Here is a 24833-nt window from a genome sequence, read left to right on the forward strand (position 1 = left end):
CGCGCCTTAACACCTTCAGGAGAATTGGCTTTATGGCCCTTGAGAATTCCGTCTCAAATTTTAATGGCATGCACTACTTTAGCCAGGGCTGGAAACTGGTCCGTCTGCCTGGCATTCGCCGCTTTGTGGTGATGCCACTGCTGATCAACATCATTATGCTGGGCGGCGCATTCGTCTGGCTGTTCTATCGCCTCGGCGACTGGATTCCACGCCTGATGACCCATATTCCCGACTGGCTGCAGTGGCTGAGTTATCTGTTGTGGCCACTGTCGGTGATTGCGATTGTACTGGTTTTCAGCTATTTCTTCTCAACGCTGGCAAACCTGATTGCTGCTCCATTCTGCGGCCTGCTGGCCGAACAGCTCGAAGGCCGCCTGACCGGTAAGCCCCTGCCCGACAGTGGCTGGGCGGGAATGATTAAAGATGTGCCGCGCATTATGAAGCGCGAGATGCAAAAACTGGGCTATTACCTGCCCCGCGCGCTGGGACTGTTGCTGCTCTACTTTATTCCAGGATTTGGTCAGACGGTGGCGCCCGTGCTGTGGTTCCTGTTCAGTGCCTGGATGTTATCCATTCAGTATTGCGACTACCCGTTCGACAACCACAAAGTGCCTTTTCAGCAAATGCGAAACGTCCTGCGCCGGCACAAAACGGCCAACATGCAGTTTGGCGCGCTAACCAGCCTGTTCACCATGATTCCGATTCTTAATCTGGTGATTATGCCGGTTGCCGTTTGTGGTGCCACTGCCATGTGGGTTGACCGTTACCGGCCGCAACTGGCCCGCAGTGAGGTGCGCTAGTCACACCCGCACGCCTTATGCTCTTTTTAGCAGGGCTTATTGCCGGGCGAAATATAGATATACGATTTCTTTCCTTCCGCCCCCAGGCAGAACAGGTATGCTCATAGCGTTCCCAATAATTCATACAGTTAAGGACAGGCTATGAGTAAGATCTATGAAGACAACTCTTTGACAATTGGTCATACGCCATTGGTTCGACTGAACCGCATCGGTAACGGCCGCATCCTTGCGAAAGTTGAATCCCGTAACCCGAGCTTCAGCGTAAAATGCCGTATCGGTGCCAATATGATTTGGGACGCAGAAAAACGCGGTATTCTGAAGCCCGGTGTTGAACTGGTTGAACCGACCAGCGGTAACACCGGTATTGCGCTGGCCTATGTTGCCGCAGCGCGCGGCTACAAATTAACCCTGACGATGCCAGAAACCATGTCAGTGGAACGTCGTAAATTGCTGAAAGCGCTGGGTGCTAAGCTGGTGCTGACCGAAGGTGCTAAAGGCATGAAAGGCGCCATCAGCAAAGCGGAAGAGATTGTCGCCAGCGATCCGGACCGATATGTCCTGCTGCAGCAGTTCAGCAACCCGGCTAACCCGGAAATCCATGAGAAGACCACCGGCCCGGAAATCTGGGAAGACACGGATGGCGAAGTGGATGTCTTTATCGCAGGTGTCGGCACCGGCGGTACGCTGACCGGGGTGAGCCGCTATATCAAAAACACCAAAGGCAAGAAAGACCTGATAACCGTCGCCGTTGAGCCAACGGATTCACCGGTAATTGCTCAGGCGCTGGCGGGTGAAGAGATCAAGCCTGGTCCACACAAAATTCAGGGTATCGGCGCAGGCTTTATTCCGGGCAACCTTGAGCTGAATCTGGTGGACCGCGTAGTGGCGATCACCAATGATGAAGCGATCAGCACAGCGCGTAAGCTTATGGAAGAGGAAGGCATTCTGGCCGGTATCTCATCCGGTGCTGCCGTCGCCGCCGCGCTGAAGCTGCAGGAAGACGAAACCTTCGCGAATAAAAATATTGTGGTCATTCTCCCCTCCTCCGGCGAACGCTATCTGAGTACGGCTTTGTTTGCCGATCTCTTCACAGAAAAAGAGCTGCAGTAGCAGCGGCAGATAGTCTGAAAATGGAGAAAAAAGCACCCGCCTGGGTGCTTTTTTGTGGTGCAGATCTCACTTTCATAACCCGGCAGATTGATTTCAGTGACGCCGATCTGGTATTCAGACTGCCAATTATTTCGATGCCTGAAATTAATCCGCCTTTGAAGTGGATCAAGCTGAATCGATTTACGGATTCAGTGAAACGGCGAATCACGGCATAATTAACCGGTGACGTGTAGAATCGGTTTTGAGAAGCAACGGAATGTAGATTTGACGCCTGCGCGTCTTTGGTCAGCATGATGCTATACCCGCGCACCTACACAGGCTAAAGTGAAGGCTCCAGGCTAGACTTTAGATCCATAACACTCATCCTGATAACGTTGGGGAAATAGAATGTTCCAGCAAGAAGTTACCATTACTGCACCAAACGGTCTGCATACTCGCCCAGCTGCGCAATTCGTAAAAGAAGCCAAAGCTTTCCAGTCAGAAATTACCGTGACCTCTAACGGTAAATCAGCAAGCGCGAAAAGCCTGTTCAAGCTGCAGACATTGGGTTTAACCCAGGGAACGGTTGTGACGCTTTCTGCAGAAGGCGAAGATGAGCAGAAAGCAGTTGAGCATCTGGTCAAACTGATGGCTGAACTGGAGTAATCTCCGCTCAGCTCTCCAGCCAATCGACTCCTCTGCGCCATTGAGTGCAAACATCTTGATCGCGGACAACCTGTCCGCGTTATTGCTTTCGTAGAGTACGTGTCCCGCGACAATGGCACCGCATAGAGTCCCATCAGCCATCGTGATTAAAAGGTAGCGTTATGATTTCAGGCATTTTAGCATCACCAGGTATCGCTTTCGGCAAAGCACTGCTGCTGAAAGAAGACGAGATCGTCATCAACCGCAAGAAAATTTCTGATGATCAGGTTGAGCAGGAAGTACAACGCTTCCTTGATGGCCGTAGCAAAGCGGCATTACAACTGGAAGCGATTCGCGTCAAAGCGGGTGAAACCCTCGGTGAAGAGAAAGCAGCCATCTTCGAAGGCCACATCATGTTGCTGGAAGATGAAGAGCTGGAGCAGGAAATCATCGATCTGATTAAAAAAGATCACGCTTCTGCCGATGCTGCTGCCTACTCTGTTATTGATGGCCAGGCGAAAGCTCTGGAAGAGTTAGATGACGAATACCTGAAAGAGCGTGCGGCTGACGTACGTGACATCGGTAAACGTCTGCTGCAAAACATCCTCGGTCTGCACATTGTTGACCTGAGCGCTATTCCGGACGAATCCATTCTGGTGGCAAAAGATTTAACGCCGTCAGAAACCGCACAGCTGAACCTGAAAAAGGTGCTGGGCTTTATCACCGATCTGGGTGGCCGTACCTCACACACTTCAATCATGGCGCGCTCGCTGGAGATCCCAGCCATTGTCGGCACCGGCAATGTGACCGTCACGGTTAAAAACGGCGATTTCCTGATCCTGGATGGCGTTAACAATGCGATTCACGTCAATCCTTCTGAAGCGATTCAGGAAGAGCTGAAAGCCGTACAGAATCAGTATCTGTCGGAAAAACACGAATTAGCCAAGCTGAAAGATCTGCCAGCCGTCACGCTGGATGGTCACCAGGTTGAAGTCTGCGCCAACATCGGTACCGTGCGCGATATCGCCGGTGCTGAGCGCAATGGCGCTGAAGGCGTTGGTCTTTATCGTACCGAATTCCTGTTCATGGACCGTGACTCTCTGCCAAGCGAAGAAGAGCAGTTCCAGGCGTACAAAGCCGTTGCTGAAGCGATGGGTTCACAAGCCGTTATCGTTCGTACCATGGACATCGGCGGTGACAAAGATCTGCCTTACATGAACCTGCCGAAAGAGGAGAACCCGTTCCTCGGCTGGCGTGCTATCCGCATCGCTATGGATCGCAAAGAGATTCTGCATGCGCAGCTGCGTGCTATCCTGCGCGCCTCCTCCTTCGGTAAACTGCGCATCATGTTCCCGATGATCATTTCGGTTGAAGAAGTTCGCAGTCTGAAAGCGGAACTGGAACTGCTGAAAGCGCAGTTGCGCGAAGAAGGTAAAGCCTTTGATGAAAGCATCGAAGTCGGCATCATGGTGGAAACCCCGGCTTCAGCCGTGATTGCGCATCATCTGGCGAAAGAAGTCGACTTCTTCAGTATTGGGACAAACGATCTGACGCAGTATACTCTGGCGGTCGATCGTGGTAATGATTTGATCTCGCACCTGTACAACCCAATGACGCCGTCTGTGCTTAACTTAATCAAGCAAGTCATTGATGCATCTCACGCTGAAGGTAAATGGACCGGCATGTGTGGTGAGCTGGCAGGTGATGAACGTGCTACACTACTGTTACTGGGAATGGGGCTGGACGAGTTCAGCATGAGTGCCATTTCTATCCCTGGCATCAAGAAAATCATTCGTAATACTAATTTTGAAGATGCGAAGGCATTGGCAGAGCAGGCACTGGCTCAACCGACAGCGGAAGACCTGATGAACCTGGTAAACAAGTTTATTAAGGAAAAAACGCTCTGCTAATCTGCATGATGCTGGCCCCAAATTACTGCTTAGGAGAAGATCATGGGTTTGTTTTCTAAACTTTTTGGCGAAAAAACGGATAGCGCTGGGACAATTGACATCGTAGCGCCTCTGTCAGGCGAAATCGTGAATATTGAAGACGTACCAGATGTGGTGTTTGCAGAGAAAATCGTGGGCGACGGTATTGCTATCAAACCCAGCGGCAACAAAATGGTTGCGCCTGTTGATGGCACTATCGGTAAGATTTTTGAAACCAATCACGCTTTTTCGATCGAATCAGACAACGGCATTGAGCTGTTTGTCCACTTTGGTATCGATACGGTAGAACTGAAAGGTGAAGGCTTCAAACGCATCGCTGAAGAAGGCCAGAAGGTCAAAAAAGGCGATGTGGTTATCGAGTTCGATCTGCCGTTGCTGGAAGAGAAAGCGAAATCAACCCTGACACCGGTTGTTATCTCCAACATGGATGAAATCAAGGAATTGATTAAGCTGTCTGGCCAGGTCACCGTCGGCGAAACGCCGGTGATTCGCATCAGAAAGTAAGTATGCGTTGATATCATAACGGCACCTGCGGGTGCCGTTATCGTTTCTGCAATACACCTTTTCAGGGCTGCCAGTGTGGCAGACGCAGCGTCAGTTCAAGTCCACCTTCTGGCCGGTTCCGGGCATCAACCTCACCATGATGCGCCAGTACGACCTTGCGCACGATAGCCAGACCCAGACCATACCCTTTACCCATCAGCGGCGAATTTACCCGCACAAACGGGTCAAAGATGCTGGAGAGTTTATCCTCGTCGACACCTGGCCCCTGATCGCACACCTGAATCGCCAGCCACTGCGCTTCTGCGCGCAAATGCACCTCAATCCGCTGTCCTGGCAGAGAGAAACGCAGCGCGTTACGTAACACGTTCTCTACGCCGCGCCGTATCAGCTCGGCATTGCCTCGCACGGTGTAATCAGCCTCGGCATCGACATGCAGCTCAACCTGCACACCGGGAATCTGCGCTTCATAACGGACATCAGTAAGGACTGCCTCCAGTAAACCAGTCAGGTCAAAATATTGCTCATCCGGAATGCTTTCATGCTCGGCCCGCGACAGCGTCAGCAGTTCGCCAATCATCTTGTCCAGCCGACGCGCCTCTTCATCAATGCGATCAAGCGAACTGTTTACGCTCTCTGGCGTCTGTCTGGCCAGTCCGGTAGCCAGCTGAAGTCGTGCCAGCGGTGAACGAAGCTCATGCGAGATATCGTGCAGTAGCTCTTCACGGGCGCGCACCAGGGTGTCCAGCCGCTCGACCATGGCATCAAAGGCTTCTGCAACGTTTGAGATCTCGTCGTGGCGCTTTCGCATGATCGGGAATAGCCGCACACGTAAATCACCCTCGGCGACGCGGGAAAATCCCTCACACAGCTGACGCATAGGCCGCGTCAGATTCCAGGCCAGCAACAGGCTGAACAGCAATCCCACCGAACCGGCAAAGATGAAAATCGGCTCAGGAATATTCAGAAATTTGCGTGGCATCAGATTATGCATGCTGTCTTTGCGCATGCCATCCAGGTCGTAACGCAGCTGATACTCTTTGCCATCAGCACCCTGAACCCAGCGCACCACCTCTTCAGGAAGACGCCCCACATAATCCAGATTGCCGCTGTTTTGTGATTGTGGCGATTTTGCCTGCTGCGTCACATGGAAAAACTGTCGATCGCTGTTATCCCAGTCCGACAGCATCGCATTCAGCGCGTCGGGCCCGCTGCGCGCCAGCACCGATGCAGCAGAAGTCATCTGCAGATCGACAATGCGCCGGATAGCCACAATTTCAGGCGGTTCGTGACGTTTACCGGAGAGCGTAAAACCCAGCCAGATAAGCTGACTCATGATGACAAAAACAATCCAGAAGCCGATAAAAATCTTCCAGAACATGCGTCCACGGTAACTCTGTTTCATCGAATGCGGTAACCGATGCTGCGAACGGTTTCAATGTTGATGCTGTCAGCAGTTAATGCACTGAGCTTCTGACGGATATTGCTGATATGCACATCGACACTGCGGTCATAGGCTTCACGCGGACGACCCAGCCCCTTCTCAGAGAGCTCATCTTTCGACACCACCCGATCCGGGGCGCGCAGCAGTAAATCCAGCAGGTTAAATTCCGATGCCGTCAGATCGAAGGCTCGCCCCTGCCATTCACTCATGCGGGTAGCCGGATTCAGCGTCAGCTCGCCCCAGCGCAGCGGCTCTCTGGCATCAGGTTGCGGAACCTGCTCTTCGAAACGACGCAATACGGCGCGCAGGCGGGCCACCAGTTCCCGGGGATAGCAGGGCTTTGGCATATAGTCATCTGCACCCATCTCCAGACCGATCACCCGATCAATGTTATCGCCTTTGGCGGTCAGCATAATCACCGGAATCCGGCTGTTCTGGCGTACCTGCCGCAGTACATCAATACCGCTCATGTCGGGGAGCATAATGTCCAGAATCATGGCGGTGAACTCACCTGATAGCGCGCCCTGAATGCCGGCGCTGCCGGTCAGAACCAGCTGCGCATCGAACCCCTCGGCGATCAGGTACTGGCTTAGCATCGTGCCTAATTCAACGTCATCATCAACAAGCAAAATTTTCATGTTTATCTCTCGACAGAATTGGCGCTATTTTGTCCTGTACCGGGCGTTCGTGCAGCCTGATTTACGCGATCCTTACAGATTCAGTCTATCTGGCGCGTGAAATACTGTTAAAAAAAAGCCTGTGGGCAGCAAACGCTGCGCACAGGCTGGGTTCCCGCATCAGCAAAGATTACTGATGATAGAGTCCGGTAGAGAGATAGCGATCGCCGCGATCGCAGGCGATCGCCACCACCACGCTGCCCGGATTAGCCTGCGCAATGCGCAGCGCCCCCGCAACCGCGCCGCCTGAACTGACGCCACAAAAAATACCTTCACGGCGTGCCAGCGCCCGCATCGTTTCTTCCGCTTCTTTCTGCGCCATATCCATCACATCATCCACCAGATCGGGACGGTAGATGCCCGGCAGATAGGCCAGTGGCCAGCGGCGAATGCCCGGAATGCTGCTGCCTTCACTCGGCTGTAAACCGATCACCTTCACGCCCGTGTTGTTCTCTTTCAGGTAACGCCCTACGCCGGTGATGGTGCCGGTCGTGCCCATGCTGGAGACAAAATGGGTCATGCGCTGATTCGACTGCTGCCACAACTCTGGCCCGGTCGTCTGATAATGGCCCAGCGGGTTATCAGGATTATTGAACTGATCCAGCACCCGCCCTTCACCACGCGCGGCCATTGCCTGCGCCAGATCGCGTGCGCCTTCCATGCCCTGCTCTCGCGGCACCAGAATCAACTCCGCGCCGTAGGCACGCATCGCATCCTGCCGCTCCTGACTCATGTTGTCTGGCATCAGCAGGCGAAGACGATAGCCTTTCATCGCTGCGATCATCGCCAGTGCAATGCCGGTATTGCCGCTGGTGGCTTCAATCAGCTGATCGCCGGGTGAAATGTCACCTCGCAGCTCTGCCTGATTGATCATCGACCAGGCTGCGCGATCTTTTACCGAGCCCGCCGGATTATTACCTTCCAGTTTGAGCCAGACCTCACTGCCGTTGGCAGGCGTCAGGCGCTGCAACTTAATCAGCGGGGTATTGCCGATGGTATTTTCAAGAGTCGTCACGGTCTGCTTCCTGGCCTGTTACAAACGAGAGGCGAAAAAAAGGCGGGAGTCACACTCCCGCCCGTTGTTGATGAGAAAATATCAGGCGCTTTGTGCAAAGGCAACCGGGCGCAACGGTGTGTCACCTTTATAGAGGCGCGCCTGCTGCAGGCCTACGAAGAGACGCTCGCCACGAATCGGGGCCGTCTGATCACCTTCAAACACCAGCGAGAACGGCTCGCTCTGCCAGCCAGCAGGCTGCACCACCAGCTGCCAGAAGTGGCCACGCGGGCTCACTTCCAGCACCTGCACCGGTAACGGGGTTTCCAGGCTGCTGCGGCGCGACACGTCGATTTCCCACGGACGCAGGAACAGCTCCACGGCGCCCTGATGTGCCGAGGTATAGCCCAGCGGCCAGTGATGCGCGCCCACGTGGAACTGCGATCCCTGAATTTCGCCATCAAAGCGATTCACTTCACCCAGGAACTCCAGCACAAAGCGGGTTGCCGGATCGCGCCACACATCATCTGGCGTGCCGACCTGTTCGATGTTGCCCTGGCTCATCACCACCACGCGATCGGCGACTTCCATCGCCTCTTCCTGATCATGGGTCACAAACACACTGGTGAATTTAATCTCTTCATGCAGCTGACGCAGCCAGCGGCGCAGCTCTTTACGTACCTGAGCATCCAGCGCGCCAAAGGGTTCATCCAGCAGCAGAATCTGTGGTTCAACCGCTAATGCACGCGCCAGGGCCACACGCTGTTTCTGGCCGCCCGACAGCTGTGCCGGGAAGCGATTCGCCAGATGGGCCAGTTGCACCATCTCCAGCAAACGCGTAACACGCTGTTTGATTTCTGCCGTTGAAGGACGTTCACGACGCGGCAGGACAGTCAGGCCAAAGGCGATGTTGTCGAACACTGTCATATGACGGAACAGCGCATAGTGCTGAAACACAAAACCGACCTGACGGTCGCGCGCATGCAGGCGGCTGACATCGTTGCCATGAAAACGGATCTGACCGCTGTTCTGATGCTCCAGCCCGGCGATAATACGCAGCAGCGTGGTTTTACCCGAGCCTGATGGGCCAAGCAGCGCCACCATTTCACCCGAGGCAATATCCAGAGAGATATCGTTCAGCACCGAGGTGCGACCAAAGGACTTGTTGATCTTGTTAATCTCAATGCTCATGATTTCCCTCCTGTTGCAGGCGTTTGTGCTGTTGCTCTAAACGCCACTGCACAATGCTTTTCAGAAACAGCGTCACAATTGCCATCAGGGTTAACAGTGCGGCTGCGGTGAACGCGCCAACGGTGTTGTAGTCCTGATGCAATAATTCAACCTGAAGCGGTAACGTATAGGTCTCACCGCGAATCGATCCCGAGACCACCGAGACCGCACCAAATTCACCAATCGCACGGGCGTTGGTCAGCACGATGCCGTACAGCAGCGCCCAGCGTATGTTCGGCAGCGTCACACGACGGAACATCTGCCAGCCAGATGCGCCTAACAACACCGCCGCTTCATCTTCATGACTGCCCTGACTCAGCATCACCGGAACCAGTTCGCGGACCACAAACGGACAGGTCACAAACACCGTCGCCAGCACCATACCCGGCCAGGCAAACATAATCTGGATGTTATGCGCATCCAGCCAGCCGCCTGCCGGACCATTCACGCCCCAGAACAGCAGGTACATCAGACCGGCGACAACCGGCGACACGGCAAAAGGAATATCGAACAGGGTCAGCAGCAGCTGACGCCCCGGAAAGGTAAAGCGCGTGACCAGCCAGGCAAGCAGCGTGCCGAATACCAGGTTAACCGGAACGGTAATCAGTGCCACCATGACAGTCAGCCAGATAGCGTGCAGCATGTCCGGGTCGGCCAGATTGCTGAGCGCCACGATCAGGCCCTGATTCAGCGCCTCCCAGAAGATGGAGGCCATCGGCACCACCAGCAGCAGAACAGAAATCAGTACGCCAGTACCAATCAGCAGCCACTTACCCCAGTTCACCGGCTGACGCGCCGCGTGATTAAGTTGTGAAACCTCAGCCATTAGTGACCTCCCAGACGACGGCCAAAGCGGCTCTGTAATGTGTTAATCGCGAATAACAGAATCAGCGAAGCCGTCAGGATCACCGAGGCGATGGCGCTGGCCGCCGGATAGTCGAACTCCTGCAGCCGGACAAAAATCATCAGGGAGGTCACTTCGGTTTTCCAGGCGATGTTACCGGCAATGAAAATCACCGCACCAAACTCACCCAGGCTGCGCGTAAAGGAGAGTGCCGTACCGGCCAGCAGCGCAGGGGCCACCTCTGGCAGCACCACGCGGCGGAAGCTCTGCCACGGCGTAGCACCCAGGGTTTCGGCGGCCTCTTCATATTCCGGGCCTAACTCTTCAAGCACCGGCTGTACGGTTCGTACCACAAACGGAATGCTGGTAAAGGCCATGGCAATGGCGATACCAATCCATGTGTAGGAAATTTTGATGTCGAAATGGGCGAACCACTGTCCGTACCAGCCGTTGACCGAAAAGAGTCCGGCCAGGGTGAGACCTGCTACGGCGGTAGGCAGTGCAAAGGGCAGATCCATCAGACCGTCCAGCAACGCACGGCCCGGGAAGCGATAACGGGTCAGAATCCACGCCATTAGCATGCCGAACACGGCATTAAATAGTGACGCAACACCGGCAGAGAGCAGCGTCACTTTATAGGCGGCAATCAGCTGCGGATTAGTCACCACATCCCAGTACTGCTGCAGCGTCATCTGCGACAGCTGCATGATCACCGCGCTGATCGGCAGCAGCAGAATCAGGCAGGTAAAGAGCAGGCTGGTGCCAAGGCTGAGACCAAAGCCGGGCAATACGCGTTTATGGCTGGCTGCAAACATTATCCGCGCCCCGCCGCTAACAATTTATCGAGCTCACCGCCGCTGACAAAGTGCGTTTTCATTACCTTGTCCCAGCCGCCAAAGGCATCTTCCACCCGGAACAGGCTGGTCTGCGGAAAGCGATCTTTCTGCGCTGCCATCAGCTGTGGATTATTCACGCGATAGTAGTAGTGCGTAATAATATTCTGCGCTTCTGGGGTGTAGAGATAGTTCAGGTATGCGCTGGCCGCATCTGCGGTTTTGTTGGTGGCGACGTTCTTATCCACCCACGCCACCGGAAACTCCGCCAGAATATTGGTTTTCGGCACCACGACTTCATATTCATCTTTGCCGTACTGGTTACGGATGTTATTCACTTCCGACTCAAAGCTAATCAGGACGTCGCCCAGACCGCGCTCAGCAAAAGTCGTCGTCGCGCCACGACCACCGGTATCAAACACTTCCACGTTTTTAAGGAACTGCGTCATAAAGGCCTGCGTTTTGGCCTGATCGCCGCCATCGGCTTTGTCCGCTGCGCCCCAGGCGGCCAGATAGGTGTAGCGGCCATTACCGGACGTTTTCGGATTCGGGAAAATCAGCTTCACATCGCTGCGGGTCAGATCTGACCAGTCGTGAATCTGCTTTGGATTTCCTTTGCGCACCAGAAACGCCATGGTGGAGTAGAAAGGTGAGCTGTTGTTCGGCAGACGGCTTTTCCAGTCTGCGGCAATCAGGTTGCCTTTATCGTGCAGCACCTGCACATCCGTCACCTGATTGTAGGTCACCACATCCGCGCGCAGTCCCTGCAGGATAGCCAGCGCCTGTTTTGATGAACCGGCATGTGACATCTTGATAGTGAGCGGATCGCCTGGATGTGTGGCATCCCACTGTTTAACAAACGGAGCATTCAGGGCAACAAACAGCTCCCGCGACACATCGTAAGAGCTATTAAGAAGTTCAGTGGCGTTGGCTGCGCCAGCAAGGCTCAGCGACAACGCGATACCGCTCACGATTTTTTTCATCGCTTGTAATGTCATTTGGCACCCTGAAAAAGTTTGATGCGGATCTCACCCGCTGAGGCATCAGTTTATTTATAACTCAGTGAAAACCAGTAACGGTTTTATATATCGTTTAATGATTTCAAAGTCGAAAAAAGCATAAGACGGCGGCAGAGTTTATGCACAAATCAGCAAAAGCCGATGGGGAGAGGGAACCGCGTGCAGCGTGGGCTGGCAGGGGTTCTGAGCTGTTCAGCGGCCGCCAGGGGGCGGCGCGCTGATAAGGCAGGCTTAACGCTGCCAGACAATCTTGCTGATTTTCCAGTTTTTCAGGGTATCGTCAGAAGGCATCAATCCTTCCGGCCCGTGCCAGTCGCCATGATAGACATAAGTCAGATGCTGACTGCCTGGCGCACGGCACGCCACGTCATGCGCGTCGGGGCCGCTGGCTAAGGTGCAGTTGTCGAAGGCTTTGCTGAACTTATTACTGAAGGCATCACCCACTTTGCTGCCGTCGCTGCTGGCGATCGCGCTGTCCATGACCTCGATACGATCGACCTGCGACTCTCCGTAAATCACCAGCTTAACTTTTCCATCATTCAGCGCCTGCCAGAATGAAATCACCTGACCATTCTCGCTACGCATGCCCTGTCGCAGCGAATAGTCACCGTTCAGTCCGGCACTGATCGCGTCCTCTTTCATGGCGGTCGAGGCGGTTAACCCACCCACGCCCTGTTCAGTCGCGGTCAGCGTGGAACCAAACCAGTTCCATGGCAGCGCAGAAGACCAGTGATACGTCAGCGGATTCCACCAGCTTGCCTGCTGGCTGCTGTCAGCGCCGGAACCCGAACTGGCACAGCCGCTCAGTGCAACGGCGGCAATCAGTAGCGTGGAACGAACAGCTTTCATGAGAACTCCTGTAAATACGATGCCGGAAAGGCGGAAATGATTGGAGTCGCAAAGCGACAAAAAGTTTAGTTGAGATGGTGCTCGGGCAGAAAGCAGTCGCGGCAGCGGCGATTAAACTGCAGCCAGATCAGCGCCAGCAGGTCGAACAGCGTCAGCAACAAGGGCAGCGGTGAGCTGAGCAGATCACCCTGCACAAACTGCCAGCCCTGCCAGAGGAGATTCACCAACAGCGACAGCGCCAGTACGCTGCGCCAGTGCTGCCAGAGTCGCGGCAGGCGCGTGCGATAACCGGTCAGCAGCAGGCCCGCCAGCGCGGGTAAACCCAGTGCCAGTCCGATCCAGAACGCCTGACGATCCGGATAGAACAGCGCCAGCAGATCGTTGCCCTGTTGCCGTGACGCGCCAGCCATCGCCAGCAGCAGCCAGGTTCGGGCCTGAAGCAACAGGATTAGCCAAAAAAGAAACGGCAGCCGTAGCTGCCCTTTCGCGTCGTATTCGTCCGGCTGATAGCCAGGTAACGGATTAGTATTCACGATCTTCAATCAGACGCTTACCAAACAGCAGCGCATCAACCGGTTCATAATCGAGCTTCTCATAAAACGCCACCACCTGATCGTTCTCTTCACGGATCATCAGATGCAGTTTCGGACAGCCTCGCGCGATCAGCTTTTTCTCCAGACGGTTCATCAGCGCATTCGCGAAGCCGCGTCCCTGATAGTCAGGATGCACCGCCAGGTAATACGCCGCGCCACGGTGACCATCGTAACCGCCCATCAGCGTGCCAACGACGACACCGCCCACTTCAGCGACCAGAAAGAGATCGGGGTCGTGATTCATTTTGCGTTCGATATCCAGCTCCGGATCGTTCCATGGCCGTAACAAATCGCAACGTTCCCATAAGGTGATCACTTCTTCAAAATCTTCCTGGCGGAAGGCGCGGATTTCCATCTTCTTTACCTGCAAATAAGCACAATTTGCTGATTATCACGCATTCTCTGCTGCACGCAACCCTCCATGGCGAGGGACAAATAAAAAAGCGCAAATTTCCTGTTCGCGACCTGCAATACAAAGTAATGCCCTGAAATGTTTCTGTGATCGCAGGCAGCAGAGGCTTAGGCTATAACACCGGCAAGATTCCTGTTACCGGACCCCCACATGCACCTGCTTAAACGTTTGATTCATCGTCGTCAGTTACTGCTTTCCGGGCTGGCGCTAGCCATTTTAACGCCGCGTGCGGTTCAGGCTAAAGAAAAAACCCTGACCGGAGCAAATCCTCATACGCGCCCGGCTCCACCAGCGAAAAACGGCAAACGCATCGTCATGATCGATCCTGGCCACGGTGGCATCGACTCCGGTGCTGTTGGCGAAGAGGGTTCAGAAGAGAAACACATCGTGCTGGAGATCGCTGGCAACGTGCAGCGCCAGCTCCAGAGCCATCCGCGCATTGAAGTGCGCCTGACCCGCGACAGCGACCATTTTATCCCGCTCTATCAGCGCGTCGAGATCGCGCATCAGCACGGCGCCGATCTCTTTATGTCGATTCATGCCGACGGCTTTACCAGCCCCGACGCCAGTGGCGCCTCCGTATTTGCGCTCTCTAATCGTGGGGCCAGCAGCTCCATGGCGCGTTACCTGTCACAGCGGGAGAACGATGCAGACAAACTGGGCGGCGTGAAAGCGCAGCAGCAGGATCACTATCTGCAGCAGATCCTGTTCGACCTGGTGCAGACTGATACCATCAAGAACAGCCTGACACTGGGCAAGCACGTACTGGACCAGATCCGACCGGTGCATCATCTTCATAGCCAGCACACCGAGCAGGCGGCCTTTGCGGTACTCAAGTCACCGTCGATCCCCTCCGTGCTGGTTGAGACTTCCTTTATTACCAATCCGCGCGAAGAGCAATTACTCGGCACGACGGCGTTTCGCCAGAAAATTGCCTCTGCAATTGCCAGCGGCATCGTCAATTACTTTGATGAGTTTGACCGCCGCAACGCCTGATGTGGGTAGCGGGTTTAGGTCCGGGCACTCGCCGTACTCATGCAAGCGGCGCGGTTTTGCGTATAATCGCGTCAGACTTTGACAAACGATAAGCGAAAAGATGGCTGATATTTCACGCGTAAAAGCATTCCTGCTCGCACTGCAGGATGAGATTTGTAACCAGCTGGCAGCTGAAGATGGCGGCGCACAGTTTGCCGAGGATAGCTGGCAGCGTCCTGGCGGCGGCGGCGGTCAGAGCCGCGTCCTGCGCAATGGCGCGGTGTTTGAGCAGGCAGGCGTCAACTTTTCGCATGTGCATGGCGATCAGATGCCAGCATCAGCGACCGCGCACCGGCCAGAGCTGGCGGGTCGTAGCTTTGAAGCGATGGGGGTCTCTCTGGTGATCCACCCGAACAATCCCTATGTGCCCACCAGTCACGCCAACGTGCGCTTCTTTATCGCCGAGAAACCGGGTGCCGATCCAGTCTGGTGGTTTGGCGGCGGCTTTGACCTGACCCCATTTTATGGCTTCGAAGAAGATGCGCTGCACTGGCATCAGACTGCAGCAAACATTTGTCAGCCTTTTGGTGAAGATGTTTATCCTCGCTACAAAAAATGGTGCGACGACTATTTTTATCTGAAGCATCGTGATGAGCAGCGCGGCATTGGCGGTCTCTTTTTTGACGATCTCAATACGCCCGACTTTGAGCAGAGCTTCAGCTTTATGCAGTCGGTAGGCCGCGGCTTTATCGATGCTTATCGGCCCATTGTGGCGCGCCGTAAAGATCATCCGTGGGGCGATCGTGAGCGCCAGTTCCAGCTCTACCGCCGTGGTCGCTATGTGGAGTTTAATCTGGTGTGGGACCGTGGCACGCTGTTTGGCCTGCAGACCGGTGGCCGCACAGAATCGATCCTGATGTCGATGCCACCGCTGGTGCGCTGGGAATATGATTACCAGCCCGAGGCCGACTCTCCAGAAGCGGCTCTCTATCGCGATTTCCTGCCGGTAAAAAACTGGCTGAACCTGCCCGTCTGATTTCTTCTGCCGCTGCAGCGCGAGCCTGCTTCCGCGCTGCGCTTACCTCTCTCCTGATCGGTTTATTCTTTTTTACAGGGCACGGATTGCTACAGTGCAGCCTGCGTCATTCCGCGTGACTGCTATGCTTACAGATGGAATATGGCGCATCCCACGGTAAAAACCGCATGACGGCTCCTTCGCACCTCCTCGCAGCGCAACAATCAGAGAAACCGCATTTCCATCAGAAAGTCTCTGTTGCAATGTTATGGGTTCGCGTTACCGGTAGCAGAACATGCCACAGACCGGCTGCGAGGCCTGAGGTGCTCCCTGTTCGCTTTCATTTTTCTTTTCAAGGAGTTTAGAGATGAATCAGTTAGAAGCCCTAAAACAGTTCACCACCGTGGTGGCGGACAGTGGTGATATCGAATCGATTCGTAATTACCATCCGGAAGACGCCACCACCAACCCCTCACTCATTCTGAAAGCGTCCGGTCTCGAAGGGTATAAACACCTGATGGATGACGCGATTGAGTACGCCAAAAAACAGGGTGGCAGCAAAGAGACCCAGATTATTAATGCCAGCGACAAAGTGGCGATCAACCTCGGTATGGAAATCCTGAAGAGCATACCGGGCCGTGTTTCGACCGAAGTGGATGCGCGCCTCTCCTTCGATCGTGGCATGTGTGTCACCAAAGCAGAAAAACTGATTCGGATGTATGAAGAGCACGGTATCGACCGCTCTCGCGTACTGATTAAGCTGGCATCGACCTGGGAAGGTATCCGTGCAGCAGAAGAGCTGGAGAAAAACGGCATTAAGTGCAACCTGACACTGCTCTTCTCCTTTGCCCAGGCGCGTGCCTGTGCCGAAGCGGGCGTGTTCCTGATCTCCCCGTTTGTTGGCCGCATCTATGACTGGTACAACTCACGCAAGCCGATGGAACCCTATGTGGCGGATGAAGATCCCGGCGTGAAGTCTGTGCGTCGCATTTACGATTACTATAAAAAGCACCGTTACAGCACCATCATCATGGGTGCCAGCTTCCGTAAAGTGGAGCAGATTATCGCGCTGGCGGGCTGCGATCGCCTCACGATCTCCCCTAACCTGCTGGAAGAGATGCAGAACAGTGATGCGCCGCTGGAGCGCAAACTGGAGCCCTCCACAGAAGGCTTCCATCAGCCATCGCCGCTCTCCGAAGCGGAGTTCCGCTGGGAACATAACCAGGACCCGATGGCCGTTGAGAAACTCTCTGACGGCATCCGCCAGTTCGCGGTTGACCAGCAGAAACTGGAAGATGTGCTCGCCGCACGTCTGTAGTCCTCATTTTAATCGGGCGGGACATTCCCGCCCTGATGCATAACAAGGGAGAACTGTATGTCCTCACGCAGAGAGTTGGCAAACGCGATCCGTGCACTGAGCATGGATGCCGTCCAGAAGGCAAATTCAGGCCACCCCGGTGCGCCGATGGGTATGGCCGATATCGCCGAAGTGTTGTGGCGCGACTTCCTCCAGCACAATCCGACCAATCCCGCCTGGCTTGATCGCGACCGCTTTATCCTCTCCAACGGCCACGGCTCCATGCTGCTTTATAGCCTTCTGCACCTCAGCGGCTATGACCTGCCAATTGAAGAGCTGAAAAATTTCCGCCAGCTGCACTCTAAAACGCCAGGTCACCCGGAAATTGGTTACACCCCAGGCGTTGAAACCACCACCGGCCCGCTGGGTCAGGGACTGGCTAATGCCGTGGGTCTGGCGATTGCAGAACGCACGCTGGCCGCGCAGTTTAACCGTCCGGACCATGACATCGTCGATCACCACACCTATGTGTTTATGGGCGATGGCTGTCTGATGGAAGGGATCTCGCACGAAGTCTGTTCACTGGCGGGCACCCTGGGCCTGGGTAAACTGATCGGCTTCTACGACCATAACGGTATTTCAATCGATGGTGAGACCGAAGGCTGGTTTACCGACGACACCCACAAACGCTTTGAGTCCTACAACTGGCATGTGATTGGCGACATCGACGGACATGACGCTGATGCTATTCGTGACGCCATTAAAGAAGCACAGAGCGTTACCGATAAGCCTTCACTGATTATCTGCCGCACCATTATCGGTTTCGGGTCACCGAACAAAGCCGGTAAAGAGGAGTCGCACGGCGCAGCGCTGGGTGAGGCTGAAGTTGCCCTGACCCGTAAGCAGCTGGGCTGGAACTACCCGGCGTTTGAAATCCCGGCTGAAATCTACCAGCAGTGGGATGCCAAAGCGGCGGGTGCTGAACGTGAAAAAGCCTGGGATGCGAAATTTGCCGCTTACAAAGCGGCCTATCCTGAGCTGGCGAAAGAGTATGAACGCCGCATGAATGGCGAAATGCCGGCCAACTGGGAAACTGAAGCAGCCCGTTTCATTCAGGAACTGCAGGCTAATCCGCAGAAAATCGCCAGCCGCAAAGCGTCACAAAATTCGCTGGAAGCGTACGGTAAAATGCTGCCGGAATTCCTTGGCGGCTCAGCTGATTTGGCACCGAGTAACCTCACTATCTGGTCAGGCTCCAAATCGATCAAAGAGGATCCGGCCGGTAACTACATTCACTACGGCGTACGTGAATTTGGTATGACGGCGATTGGTAACGGTATCGCGCACCATGGCGGTTTCGTTCCTTACACTGCCACCTTCCTGATGTTTGTTGAATATGCGCGAAACGCCGCGCGTATGGCGGCGTTAATGAAGGCGCGTCAGATTCTGGTCTATACCCATGACTCCATCGGTCTGGGTGAAGATGGCCCGACGCACCAGCCGGTTGAGCAGATCGCCAGCCTGCGTCTGACACCAAACATGAGCGTATGGCGTCCTTGTGACCAGGTGGAAACGGCGGTGGCGTGGAAAGCGGCTATTGAGCGCCATCACGGTCCAACCGCGCTGATCCTCTCCCGTCAGAACCTGCTGCAGCCGGAACGTACGCCGGAGCAGATCGAAAATATCAAACGCGGCGGCTACGTGCTGAAGGATTGCGACGGCACGCCAGACGTGATTCTGATCGCCACCGGTTCTGAGATTGAGATCACGCTGGGTGCAGCAGAAAAGCTCACCACGGGCGGTCACAAGGTGCGGGTGGTTTCACTGCCTTCAACTGACCTGTTTGATGCGCAGGATGCCGCTTACCGCGAATCTGTTCTGCCGAGCGGCGTGAAAGCGCGTGTGGCAGTCGAAGCAGGTATTGCTGACTACTGGTTCAAGTATGTCGGTCTGGATGGTGCAATTGTCGGGATGACCACCTTTGGTGAGTCCGCCCCTGCCAGCCAGCTGTTCGCAGAGTTTGGCTTCACGGTTGAGAATATCGTCAGCCATGCTGAAGCATTACTCAAGCCCGTTTAAGGCCTGCGCCCTTCCCGGCTCACCGGGAAGGGCCATTTCATCTTAAAAACTGAAACAGAAAAAAACCTCTATTCCCCTCTTCACGCCCCGCGCAAACTGATTACTATAGAGCCGTCCTATTCAATGCTGCCTGTACGCTGGCTGGCCCTCTTTTCCTGCTGTTGTTCCTGCCGGGATAAAAACGGGTCTGACCTGCCGCATTCTGATGAGTGAAGGCAGATTTTCTCCGATATCTATAGCGAAGCCACTTCCGTTGAACATGCGTACACCCTATTTACTGGCCCTGATGGTTTCACTGCTTCCTTTAAAAAGCATGGCGCAGGTCGCGCCCGATCCGCTGCTGGCTTCTCAGATTGTTGATCGCTATGCGGAACATATTTTTTATGGCAGCGGTGCAACCGGCATGGCGCTGGTGGCGATAGATGGCAATCAGCGGGTGTTCGCCAGCTTCGGTGACACCCGTCCCGGCAACAATGTGCGTCCACAGAAAGATTCACTGATTCGCATCGCCTCGCTGAGTAAGCTGATGACCAGTGAAGTGATGGTGAAGATGGCTGAACGCGGACAGATTCGCCTTGACGATCCCCTGAGTAAATATGCGCCTCCAGGTGCACGCGTGCCCACGTATAACGGCCAGCCTATTCGCCTGATTAATCTCTCAACCCACACCAGCGGACTGCCGCGCGAACAGCCGGGCGGCAAAGCGCAGCGTCCGGTGTTTGTCTGGCCGACGAAAAGCGAGCGCTGGACATGGCTGGCGCGCGCCAGCCTTAAAGCGGCACCCGGCAGCAGTGCCGCCTACTCCAACCTGGGCTACGATCTGCTGAGCGATGCGCTGTCACGCGCCGCCGGCACCCCTTATCCGGCGCTGTTTCAGCAACTGATAACCCGCCCGCTCGGCATGAAAGACACCACCTTTACGCCGTCGCCCGAGCAGTGCGGACGCCTGATGGTGGCGGAGAAAGGTGCCAGCCCGTGTAATAACACGCTGGCGGCGATCGGCAGCGGCGGCGTCTATTCCACGCCGGATGATATGGGCCGCTGGATGCAGCAGTTCCTTAACTCTTCCGTAAACCATCGCACGCCGCAGATCGATCGACTGCAAACGCTGATTTACCGTCGCGATCAGCTGCACAAAGTTGAAGGCATGGATGTGCCGGGTAAAGCGGATGCACTGGGTATGGGCTGGGTCTATATGGGGCCAAAAAATGGTCGCCCGGGCATTATTCAGAAAACCGGCGGCGGTGGCGGTTTCATCACCTATATGGCGATGGTGCCGCAGCATAACGTTGGGGTGTTTGTCGTGGTGACGCGCTCGCCGCTGACCCGCTTTACGCCAATGAGCGACGGCGTGAACAATATGCTGGCCGAACTGGTGGGTAATCAACTGGGCTCACCGATGATGGTGCAGGCCATTCCTTAACGCTGCTGTACGCTACCGTCAGACTGGCTGACCCACAGGGTTGGCCAGCCATCACTGCTGTGCCAGGCGTCACAGGTCGACTCTTCCGCATACTCCGCTAACACAAAACGCGTGCCATCAAACTGCCAGCGTGTCGCACTGCCACAATCGCCCAGTCCCCGTCCTTTACCAAAGGTGTAGAGCTGGCCGCTGGCCGCATCATACTCGGCGTTAATCAGCTCAAGCTGTCGATCGCTGGCACCCGGCGGTGTAAACGGCAGGGTTAAGGTAATACCCCGTGCCACGTAAGGCTGGCTGCGTGTCACTTCAAACGCCAGATCGATCACGTTATAGGCCCCCATTTCACAACTGACCAGCAGCAGCGCGCGCTGGTCAGTGAGGGGAGCCACGCTGACTTCCCGGCGTAGCGGATCGAGTGAACAGGAATCGGTATTGACCCGCCAGGTGCCGTAATCAATGAGTCCGCTGGTCTCATCGCGCGTCAGTGCTGCGGGCGGCTCGACAGCAGGCCGCAATGGCGGCAGCGCAGGCGGCGGCGGAACGTCCCAGCTGGCACGGTCGCCACGTTTGATCCACGCGCTCAGGCTGTTTACCCGACCCTGGGTGTCATCCATCAGCAACAGTGCAGCTTTCATGCCGCGCAGCGAGATCAGCGCATTGGGATCAAAGGTGAGCTGCAGGGTTTTCGCCTCCATCACCAGATCAAGGAACTCATCTATCGCGATGGTATTGCTGGTGGCGAGATGATGAGGTTCTACCGTCCAGTGTTTGAGGTCGGGCTTAAGGCGGCGCTGATCGAGCAGCAGGTTATCCTGAAGCGGACCGCCAGGCAGCGCACCACTGTAGGCGCTGCCATAGTCAATACGCAGCAAGGGGCGATCGTTGACGCCCGCATGACGCGAAATCGTCATCACCAACCCTTTGTCGCCTGGAATATTGCGCGCCACGCAAAAGGCGACATTGTTGCAGGTAATTTGCCAGTCGTTGAATGACTTTTGCAACGGTTCCGCCTGAACACAGGCAACCCACAAAGACGGCAACAGCCACAGCGATTTCATCCAATACGACATTAAGAAAATCGATCCCCGAATAACCAGAATGGAGAGGATAGCGCATCAACGGGCCTGGCAGGGTTCGCATTCTGTGAACCTGTGCAAAAAGCGCAGTTAAGTGCTTAAAAAGCGTACATAAGGTGGATAAAGCTGCATCCTTCCACGTTCAGCGCTGCTGCGCGGCAACAGGTATGACAGATGGGTTTCCTAAGGCCTCAGCCATCCCGCAATCTGCGCATGCTGTAGCAGCATAATGGTTTTACCGTCGCGAATACGGCCATCGGCCACCATCGCCAGCGCATCAGGGAAGCTCAGTTCCAGCACATCAATTGACTCATCCTCAACGCCACCGCCTGGGTTGTCGCGCAGTGATTCGTTGTATTCTGCCGCAAAAAAGTGGATCAGTTCGGTCACGCCGCCCGGCGACATATAGCAGGTAAAGAGTGTCTCCACCTCACCGACTGCATATCCGGTCTCTTCAATCGCCTCTTTGCGGATGCAATCTTCCGGGGAGTCGTCGTCCAGCAAGCCCGCGCAGGCTTCAATTAACATGCCGCCGTCGTTGCCGTTGACGTACGTCGCGATGCGGAACTGGCGCGTCAGGACGACGCTATTCTTTTCGCGATTATAGAGCAGGATGGTCGCCCCGTTTCCGCGATCGTAGACTTCGCGTTTATGACGGATAACCTCGCCACGGCGATCGGTGATGTCATAGGTGTAGTTGCGCAGCACAAACCAGTTTTCAGACAGGAGCTTATTTTTGATGATGTTGATCTTAAACGACATGGAGACTCCGCTACCGCATAAAGGGAGTTATTCATCATAGGGCCAGGCTTGCCGGAAAACTATCCTAATTCGCATTGCCAGAAAGGCGATTAGCGGCCAAAAAAAGCCAGCCCGAAGGCTGGCCCTGATTGATGCAGACCTGATCAGCGTGACGTATCGTCAGCCAGTCGGGTTGACTGAGGCTCATCCTCATGATGATCCTGTTCGGTCTGCGCGATAGCGTTAACACGCTTACGCACACCAAACCATCCCAGCACCAGCAGCACTGCAATCAGCGGAATAGAGGCAATGGTGTACGTCCCGTTCGGGTAGTCAAACGCCATCAGCACCAGCACGCTGAACAGGAACAGCAGCGTCAGCCATGAGGTGAACGGCGCACCTGGCAGCTTGAAGCTGACATCATCTGCTTTGCCTTCTTTGATCGCTTTGCGCAGACGCAGCTGGCAGACCACGATAAAGGCCCAGGAGGAGATAATGCCCAGTGAGGCAACGTTCAGGACGATCTCAAATACCTGAGAAGGCACATAGTAGTTAAGCACTACACCAATGACATAAACGGCAATGGTGACGAGAATACCGGCATAAGGGACCTGCTGACCGTTCATCTTTGACATGAATTTCGGTGCAGAGCCACCCATCGACATGGAACGCAGAATACGCCCGGTTGAATAGAGGCCGGAGTTCAGGCTGGAGAGCGCTGCGCTCAGGACCACGATGTTCATGATGCTGCCAACGTAAGGCACGCCAAGTTTCGAGAAGAATGTCACGAATGGACTCTGGCCCGCCTGATAGGCATTCCATGGCAGCAGCAGCACCAGCAACACAACCGAACCGACATAGAACAGACCAATACGCCAGATCACACTATTGATCGCTTTCGGCAGCATGGTTTGCGGGTCTTTACATTCACCGGCCGCCGTACCGACCAGCTCAATTGAGGCAAAGGCGAATACGACGCCCTGAATCAGCACCAGCGCGGGCAGCAGGCCGTGCGGGAACAGGCCGCCGTTATCAGTAATCAGATGGAAACCGGTGCTGTTGCCATCCAGCGGCTTGCCGGTGCCAAGAAACACCACACCCACCACCAGGAAAATCACAATCGCCAGCACTTTCACCAGCGCAAACCAGAACTCCATCTCGGCAAACCACTTAACGCCAATCATGTTCATGGTGCCGACAATCGCCAGCGCGCCCAGTGCAAAGACCCATTGTGGCACATCACCAAACGCGCCCCAGTAGTGCATGTAAAGCGCAACGGCGGTGATATCGACGATACCGGTCATCGCCCAGTTGACGAAATACATCCAGCCTGCAACGTAGGAGGCTTTCTCACCCAGGAATTCACGGGCATAAGAGACAAAGCTGCCACTGCTCGGGCGGTGTAACACCAGTTCGCCCAGCGCACGCAGAATGAAGAAGGAGAAGATGCCACACACCAGATAGATGAGGGCTAACGCGGGGCCTGCAGCCTGCAAGCGGCCACCTGCACCCAGGAACAAACCGGTGCCGATAGCACCGCCGATCGCAATCATCTGAACGTGACGGTTACCCATCGCTTTCTGGTAGCCAGCATCGTGAGAATTCAGCCAGCGCCGTTTCGCAGCGCGCATCTCACCTGGGGTTTTCTTTTTGGATTTCATAGCATTCCTGTTTGTCCGGACTATCAGTCGTCGTCTCCCCAATGCGGACGTAACGTCCTGCAAAATGGGGGATTTTCCTCTGTGCCTTTGCCTGTGAGTGAGTGCCGGGCAACGCGGGAATTTACGGCGATGAATCCTACCCGTTCTGCAAGAACGAAGCAAAATATACCGGGCAGATGCACAGGCTGATTTGTAAGAATCCATCATGATGCACAAAAACAAAAAAACCGGCCATTTTCAGGCCGGTAAAAGCTACAGGGATGGAAACAGGAGGGTTGGGTTAGCGATAAATCTCTGCGGTGCCGCTCCACAGGCTGGAATCGCCTGGATTATCGACACCGATAACACGGTAATGGCTGGCGCCCATCTCTTGCGCTTTTTGCGATAACTGGCGATTCGCATCATCCAGTGAACCGCGTACGCCGGAAACAGACACACTGCCGATGCTCTGCATACCCAGCGCCTGTGACCGATCGACGGGCGCGGCGGCGAAGGTGGCAAATGAGGCGGTAGCCAGTAAAGCACCCGCCAGTACAGCACTCAGTTTTTTCATTGGATGCTCCTTGATCTGTGATCGGGATTGCGTTGCTAATGACTGAGTGAATTATTAGCGCTGCAATGAAAAGCAACATCGGCACGATGTAAACCTGTTCCCTTTTTAACCGTAAAATCGTAACGCATCCTGGG

At 55.0% G+C, this 24833-nt stretch carries 25 protein-coding genes; 10 read left to right on the forward strand and 15 right to left on the reverse strand.

The genetic code is table 11. From position 1 onward, the window contains the following. Positions 1-32 precede the first annotated feature (32 nt). Both cysZ and cysK read left to right on the forward strand, forming a co-directional pair. Positions 33-800 (forward strand): sulfate transporter CysZ, encoded by a 768-nt coding sequence (gene cysZ, locus H7K52_RS02650; protein ID WP_182629654.1) that lies wholly within the window; start codon positions 33-35, stop codon positions 798-800. A gap of 141 nt (positions 801-941) precedes the next feature. Next, positions 942-1910, forward strand: a complete 969-nt coding sequence (gene cysK, locus H7K52_RS02655) for a cysteine synthase A (protein WP_003848872.1) — start codon at positions 942-944, stop codon at positions 1908-1910. On the opposite strand, the gene H7K52_RS02660 is transcribed toward cysK, so the two are convergent. Beyond that, complete coding sequence (locus H7K52_RS02660) at positions 1888-2202, reverse strand: hypothetical protein (protein ID WP_153574537.1); 315 nt, start codon at positions 2200-2202, stop codon at positions 1888-1890. The genes cysK and H7K52_RS02660 overlap by 23 nt on opposite strands. 95 nt (positions 2203-2297) lie before the next feature. Between H7K52_RS02660 and ptsH the strand changes: the two genes are divergently transcribed. From ptsH to crr, 3 genes are all read left to right on the forward strand, one after another. After that, positions 2298-2555, forward strand: a complete 258-nt coding sequence (gene ptsH, locus H7K52_RS02665) for a phosphocarrier protein Hpr (protein ID WP_003848868.1) — start codon at positions 2298-2300, stop codon at positions 2553-2555. 161 nt (positions 2556-2716) lie between these two features. Continuing rightward, positions 2717-4444, forward strand: a complete 1728-nt coding sequence (gene ptsI, locus H7K52_RS02670; RefSeq protein ID WP_003848857.1) for a phosphoenolpyruvate-protein phosphotransferase PtsI — start codon at positions 2717-2719, stop codon at positions 4442-4444. Between the two features lie 42 nt (positions 4445-4486). After that, on the forward strand, positions 4487-4987 hold the full coding sequence (gene crr / locus H7K52_RS02675; protein WP_008926530.1) for a PTS glucose transporter subunit IIA: 501 nt from the start codon (positions 4487-4489) through the stop codon (positions 4985-4987). Between the two features lie 61 nt (positions 4988-5048). Here crr and H7K52_RS02680 read toward each other — a convergent pair whose 3' ends face one another. The 10 genes from H7K52_RS02680 to H7K52_RS02725 form a co-directional block, all read right to left on the reverse strand. Then, positions 5049-6389 carry an ATP-binding protein gene (locus H7K52_RS02680; protein ID WP_003848854.1) on the reverse strand — a complete coding sequence of 447 codons (1341 nt, stop codon included), beginning with the start codon at positions 6387-6389 and terminating at the stop codon, positions 5049-5051. After that, the gene (locus H7K52_RS02685) at positions 6386-7066 is read right to left on the reverse strand and encodes a response regulator transcription factor (RefSeq protein ID WP_003848852.1); all 681 of its coding nucleotides are present in this window, start codon (positions 7064-7066) and stop codon (positions 6386-6388) included. Before H7K52_RS02685 ends, H7K52_RS02680 begins: the two co-directional genes overlap by 4 nt. A gap of 169 nt (positions 7067-7235) precedes the next feature. After that, a complete protein-coding gene (gene cysM, locus H7K52_RS02690; RefSeq protein ID WP_003848848.1) occupies positions 7236-8120 on the reverse strand; it encodes a cysteine synthase CysM in 885 nt (294 codons plus the stop codon). Positions 8121-8201: 81 nt separating this feature from the next. Then, entirely contained in the window at positions 8202-9290 is a 1089-nt protein-coding gene (gene cysA, locus H7K52_RS02695) for a sulfate/thiosulfate ABC transporter ATP-binding protein CysA (RefSeq protein ID WP_003848847.1), read from the reverse strand. Continuing rightward, positions 9280-10155, reverse strand: a complete 876-nt coding sequence (cysW, locus tag H7K52_RS02700; protein ID WP_008926532.1) for a sulfate/thiosulfate ABC transporter permease CysW — start codon at positions 10153-10155, stop codon at positions 9280-9282. The genes cysA and cysW overlap by 11 nt, the downstream gene beginning before the upstream one ends. After that, complete coding sequence (gene cysT, locus H7K52_RS02705; RefSeq protein WP_003848842.1) at positions 10155-10988, reverse strand: sulfate/thiosulfate ABC transporter permease CysT; 834 nt, start codon at positions 10986-10988, stop codon at positions 10155-10157. The genes cysW and cysT overlap by 1 nt, the downstream gene beginning before the upstream one ends. Next, positions 10988-12004 carry a sulfate ABC transporter substrate-binding protein gene (locus H7K52_RS02710; RefSeq protein WP_039659584.1) on the reverse strand — a complete coding sequence of 339 codons (1017 nt, stop codon included), beginning with the start codon at positions 12002-12004 and terminating at the stop codon, positions 10988-10990. Before H7K52_RS02710 ends, cysT begins: the two co-directional genes overlap by 1 nt. A 252-nt stretch (positions 12005-12256) precedes the next feature. After that, positions 12257-12874: an RpoE-regulated lipoprotein gene (locus H7K52_RS02715; RefSeq protein ID WP_182629655.1), complete on the reverse strand. Its 618-nt coding sequence runs from the start codon at positions 12872-12874 to the stop codon at positions 12257-12259. A gap of 65 nt (positions 12875-12939) precedes the next feature. Next, positions 12940-13407, reverse strand: a complete 468-nt coding sequence (locus tag H7K52_RS02720) for a DUF2919 family protein (protein ID WP_003848836.1) — start codon at positions 13405-13407, stop codon at positions 12940-12942. Then, on the reverse strand, positions 13397-13822 hold the full coding sequence (locus H7K52_RS02725; protein WP_003848834.1) for a GNAT family acetyltransferase: 426 nt from the start codon (positions 13820-13822) through the stop codon (positions 13397-13399). The genes H7K52_RS02720 and H7K52_RS02725 overlap by 11 nt, the downstream gene beginning before the upstream one ends. 207 nt (positions 13823-14029) lie before the next feature. Between H7K52_RS02725 and amiA the strand changes: the two genes are divergently transcribed. The 5 genes from amiA (at position 14030) to ampH (ending at position 20668) form a co-directional block, all read left to right on the forward strand. Next, entirely contained in the window at positions 14030-14875 is an 846-nt protein-coding gene (gene amiA / locus H7K52_RS02730) for an N-acetylmuramoyl-L-alanine amidase AmiA (protein WP_008926534.1), read from the forward strand. A gap of 100 nt (positions 14876-14975) precedes the next feature. Continuing rightward, on the forward strand, positions 14976-15890 hold the full coding sequence (hemF, locus tag H7K52_RS02735) for an oxygen-dependent coproporphyrinogen oxidase (RefSeq protein WP_003848828.1): 915 nt from the start codon (positions 14976-14978) through the stop codon (positions 15888-15890). 346 nt (positions 15891-16236) lie between these two features. Beyond that, positions 16237-17187, forward strand: a complete 951-nt coding sequence (gene tal / locus H7K52_RS02740) for a transaldolase (protein WP_003848827.1) — start codon at positions 16237-16239, stop codon at positions 17185-17187. A 57-nt stretch (positions 17188-17244) separates the two neighbouring features. Further along, a complete protein-coding gene (gene tkt, locus H7K52_RS02745; RefSeq protein WP_008926536.1) occupies positions 17245-19245 on the forward strand; it encodes a transketolase in 2001 nt (666 codons plus the stop codon). A gap of 259 nt (positions 19246-19504) precedes the next feature. Beyond that, positions 19505-20668, forward strand: coding sequence for a D-alanyl-D-alanine-carboxypeptidase/endopeptidase AmpH (ampH, locus tag H7K52_RS02750; RefSeq protein ID WP_003848822.1), 1164 nt, complete (start codon positions 19505-19507; stop codon positions 20666-20668). Here the strand turns inward: ampH and H7K52_RS02755 are convergent. The 4 genes from H7K52_RS02755 to H7K52_RS02770 all read right to left on the reverse strand — a co-directional run bounded on the left by H7K52_RS02755 (position 20665) and on the right by H7K52_RS02770 (position 24699). Beyond that, the gene (locus H7K52_RS02755) at positions 20665-21738 is read right to left on the reverse strand and encodes a DUF1176 domain-containing protein (RefSeq protein ID WP_182629656.1); all 1074 of its coding nucleotides are present in this window, start codon (positions 21736-21738) and stop codon (positions 20665-20667) included. The two genes, ampH and H7K52_RS02755, sit on opposite strands and share 4 nt — an antisense overlap. A 189-nt stretch (positions 21739-21927) precedes the next feature. Then, complete coding sequence (gene nudK, locus H7K52_RS02760; RefSeq protein ID WP_008926538.1) at positions 21928-22506, reverse strand: GDP-mannose pyrophosphatase NudK; 579 nt, start codon at positions 22504-22506, stop codon at positions 21928-21930. Between the two features lie 143 nt (positions 22507-22649). After that, complete coding sequence (gene ansP, locus H7K52_RS02765) at positions 22650-24146, reverse strand: L-asparagine permease (RefSeq protein ID WP_008926539.1); 1497 nt, start codon at positions 24144-24146, stop codon at positions 22650-22652. Positions 24147-24426: 280 nt separating this feature from the next. After that, positions 24427-24699, reverse strand: coding sequence for a YdgH/BhsA/McbA family protein (locus H7K52_RS02770; RefSeq protein ID WP_008926540.1), 273 nt, complete (start codon positions 24697-24699; stop codon positions 24427-24429). Positions 24700-24833: the final 134 nt, after the last annotated feature.

It is taken from the genome of Pantoea hericii (genome assembly GCF_014155795.1).
GTDB lineage: Bacteria > Pseudomonadota > Gammaproteobacteria > Enterobacterales > Enterobacteriaceae > Pantoea > Pantoea eucalypti.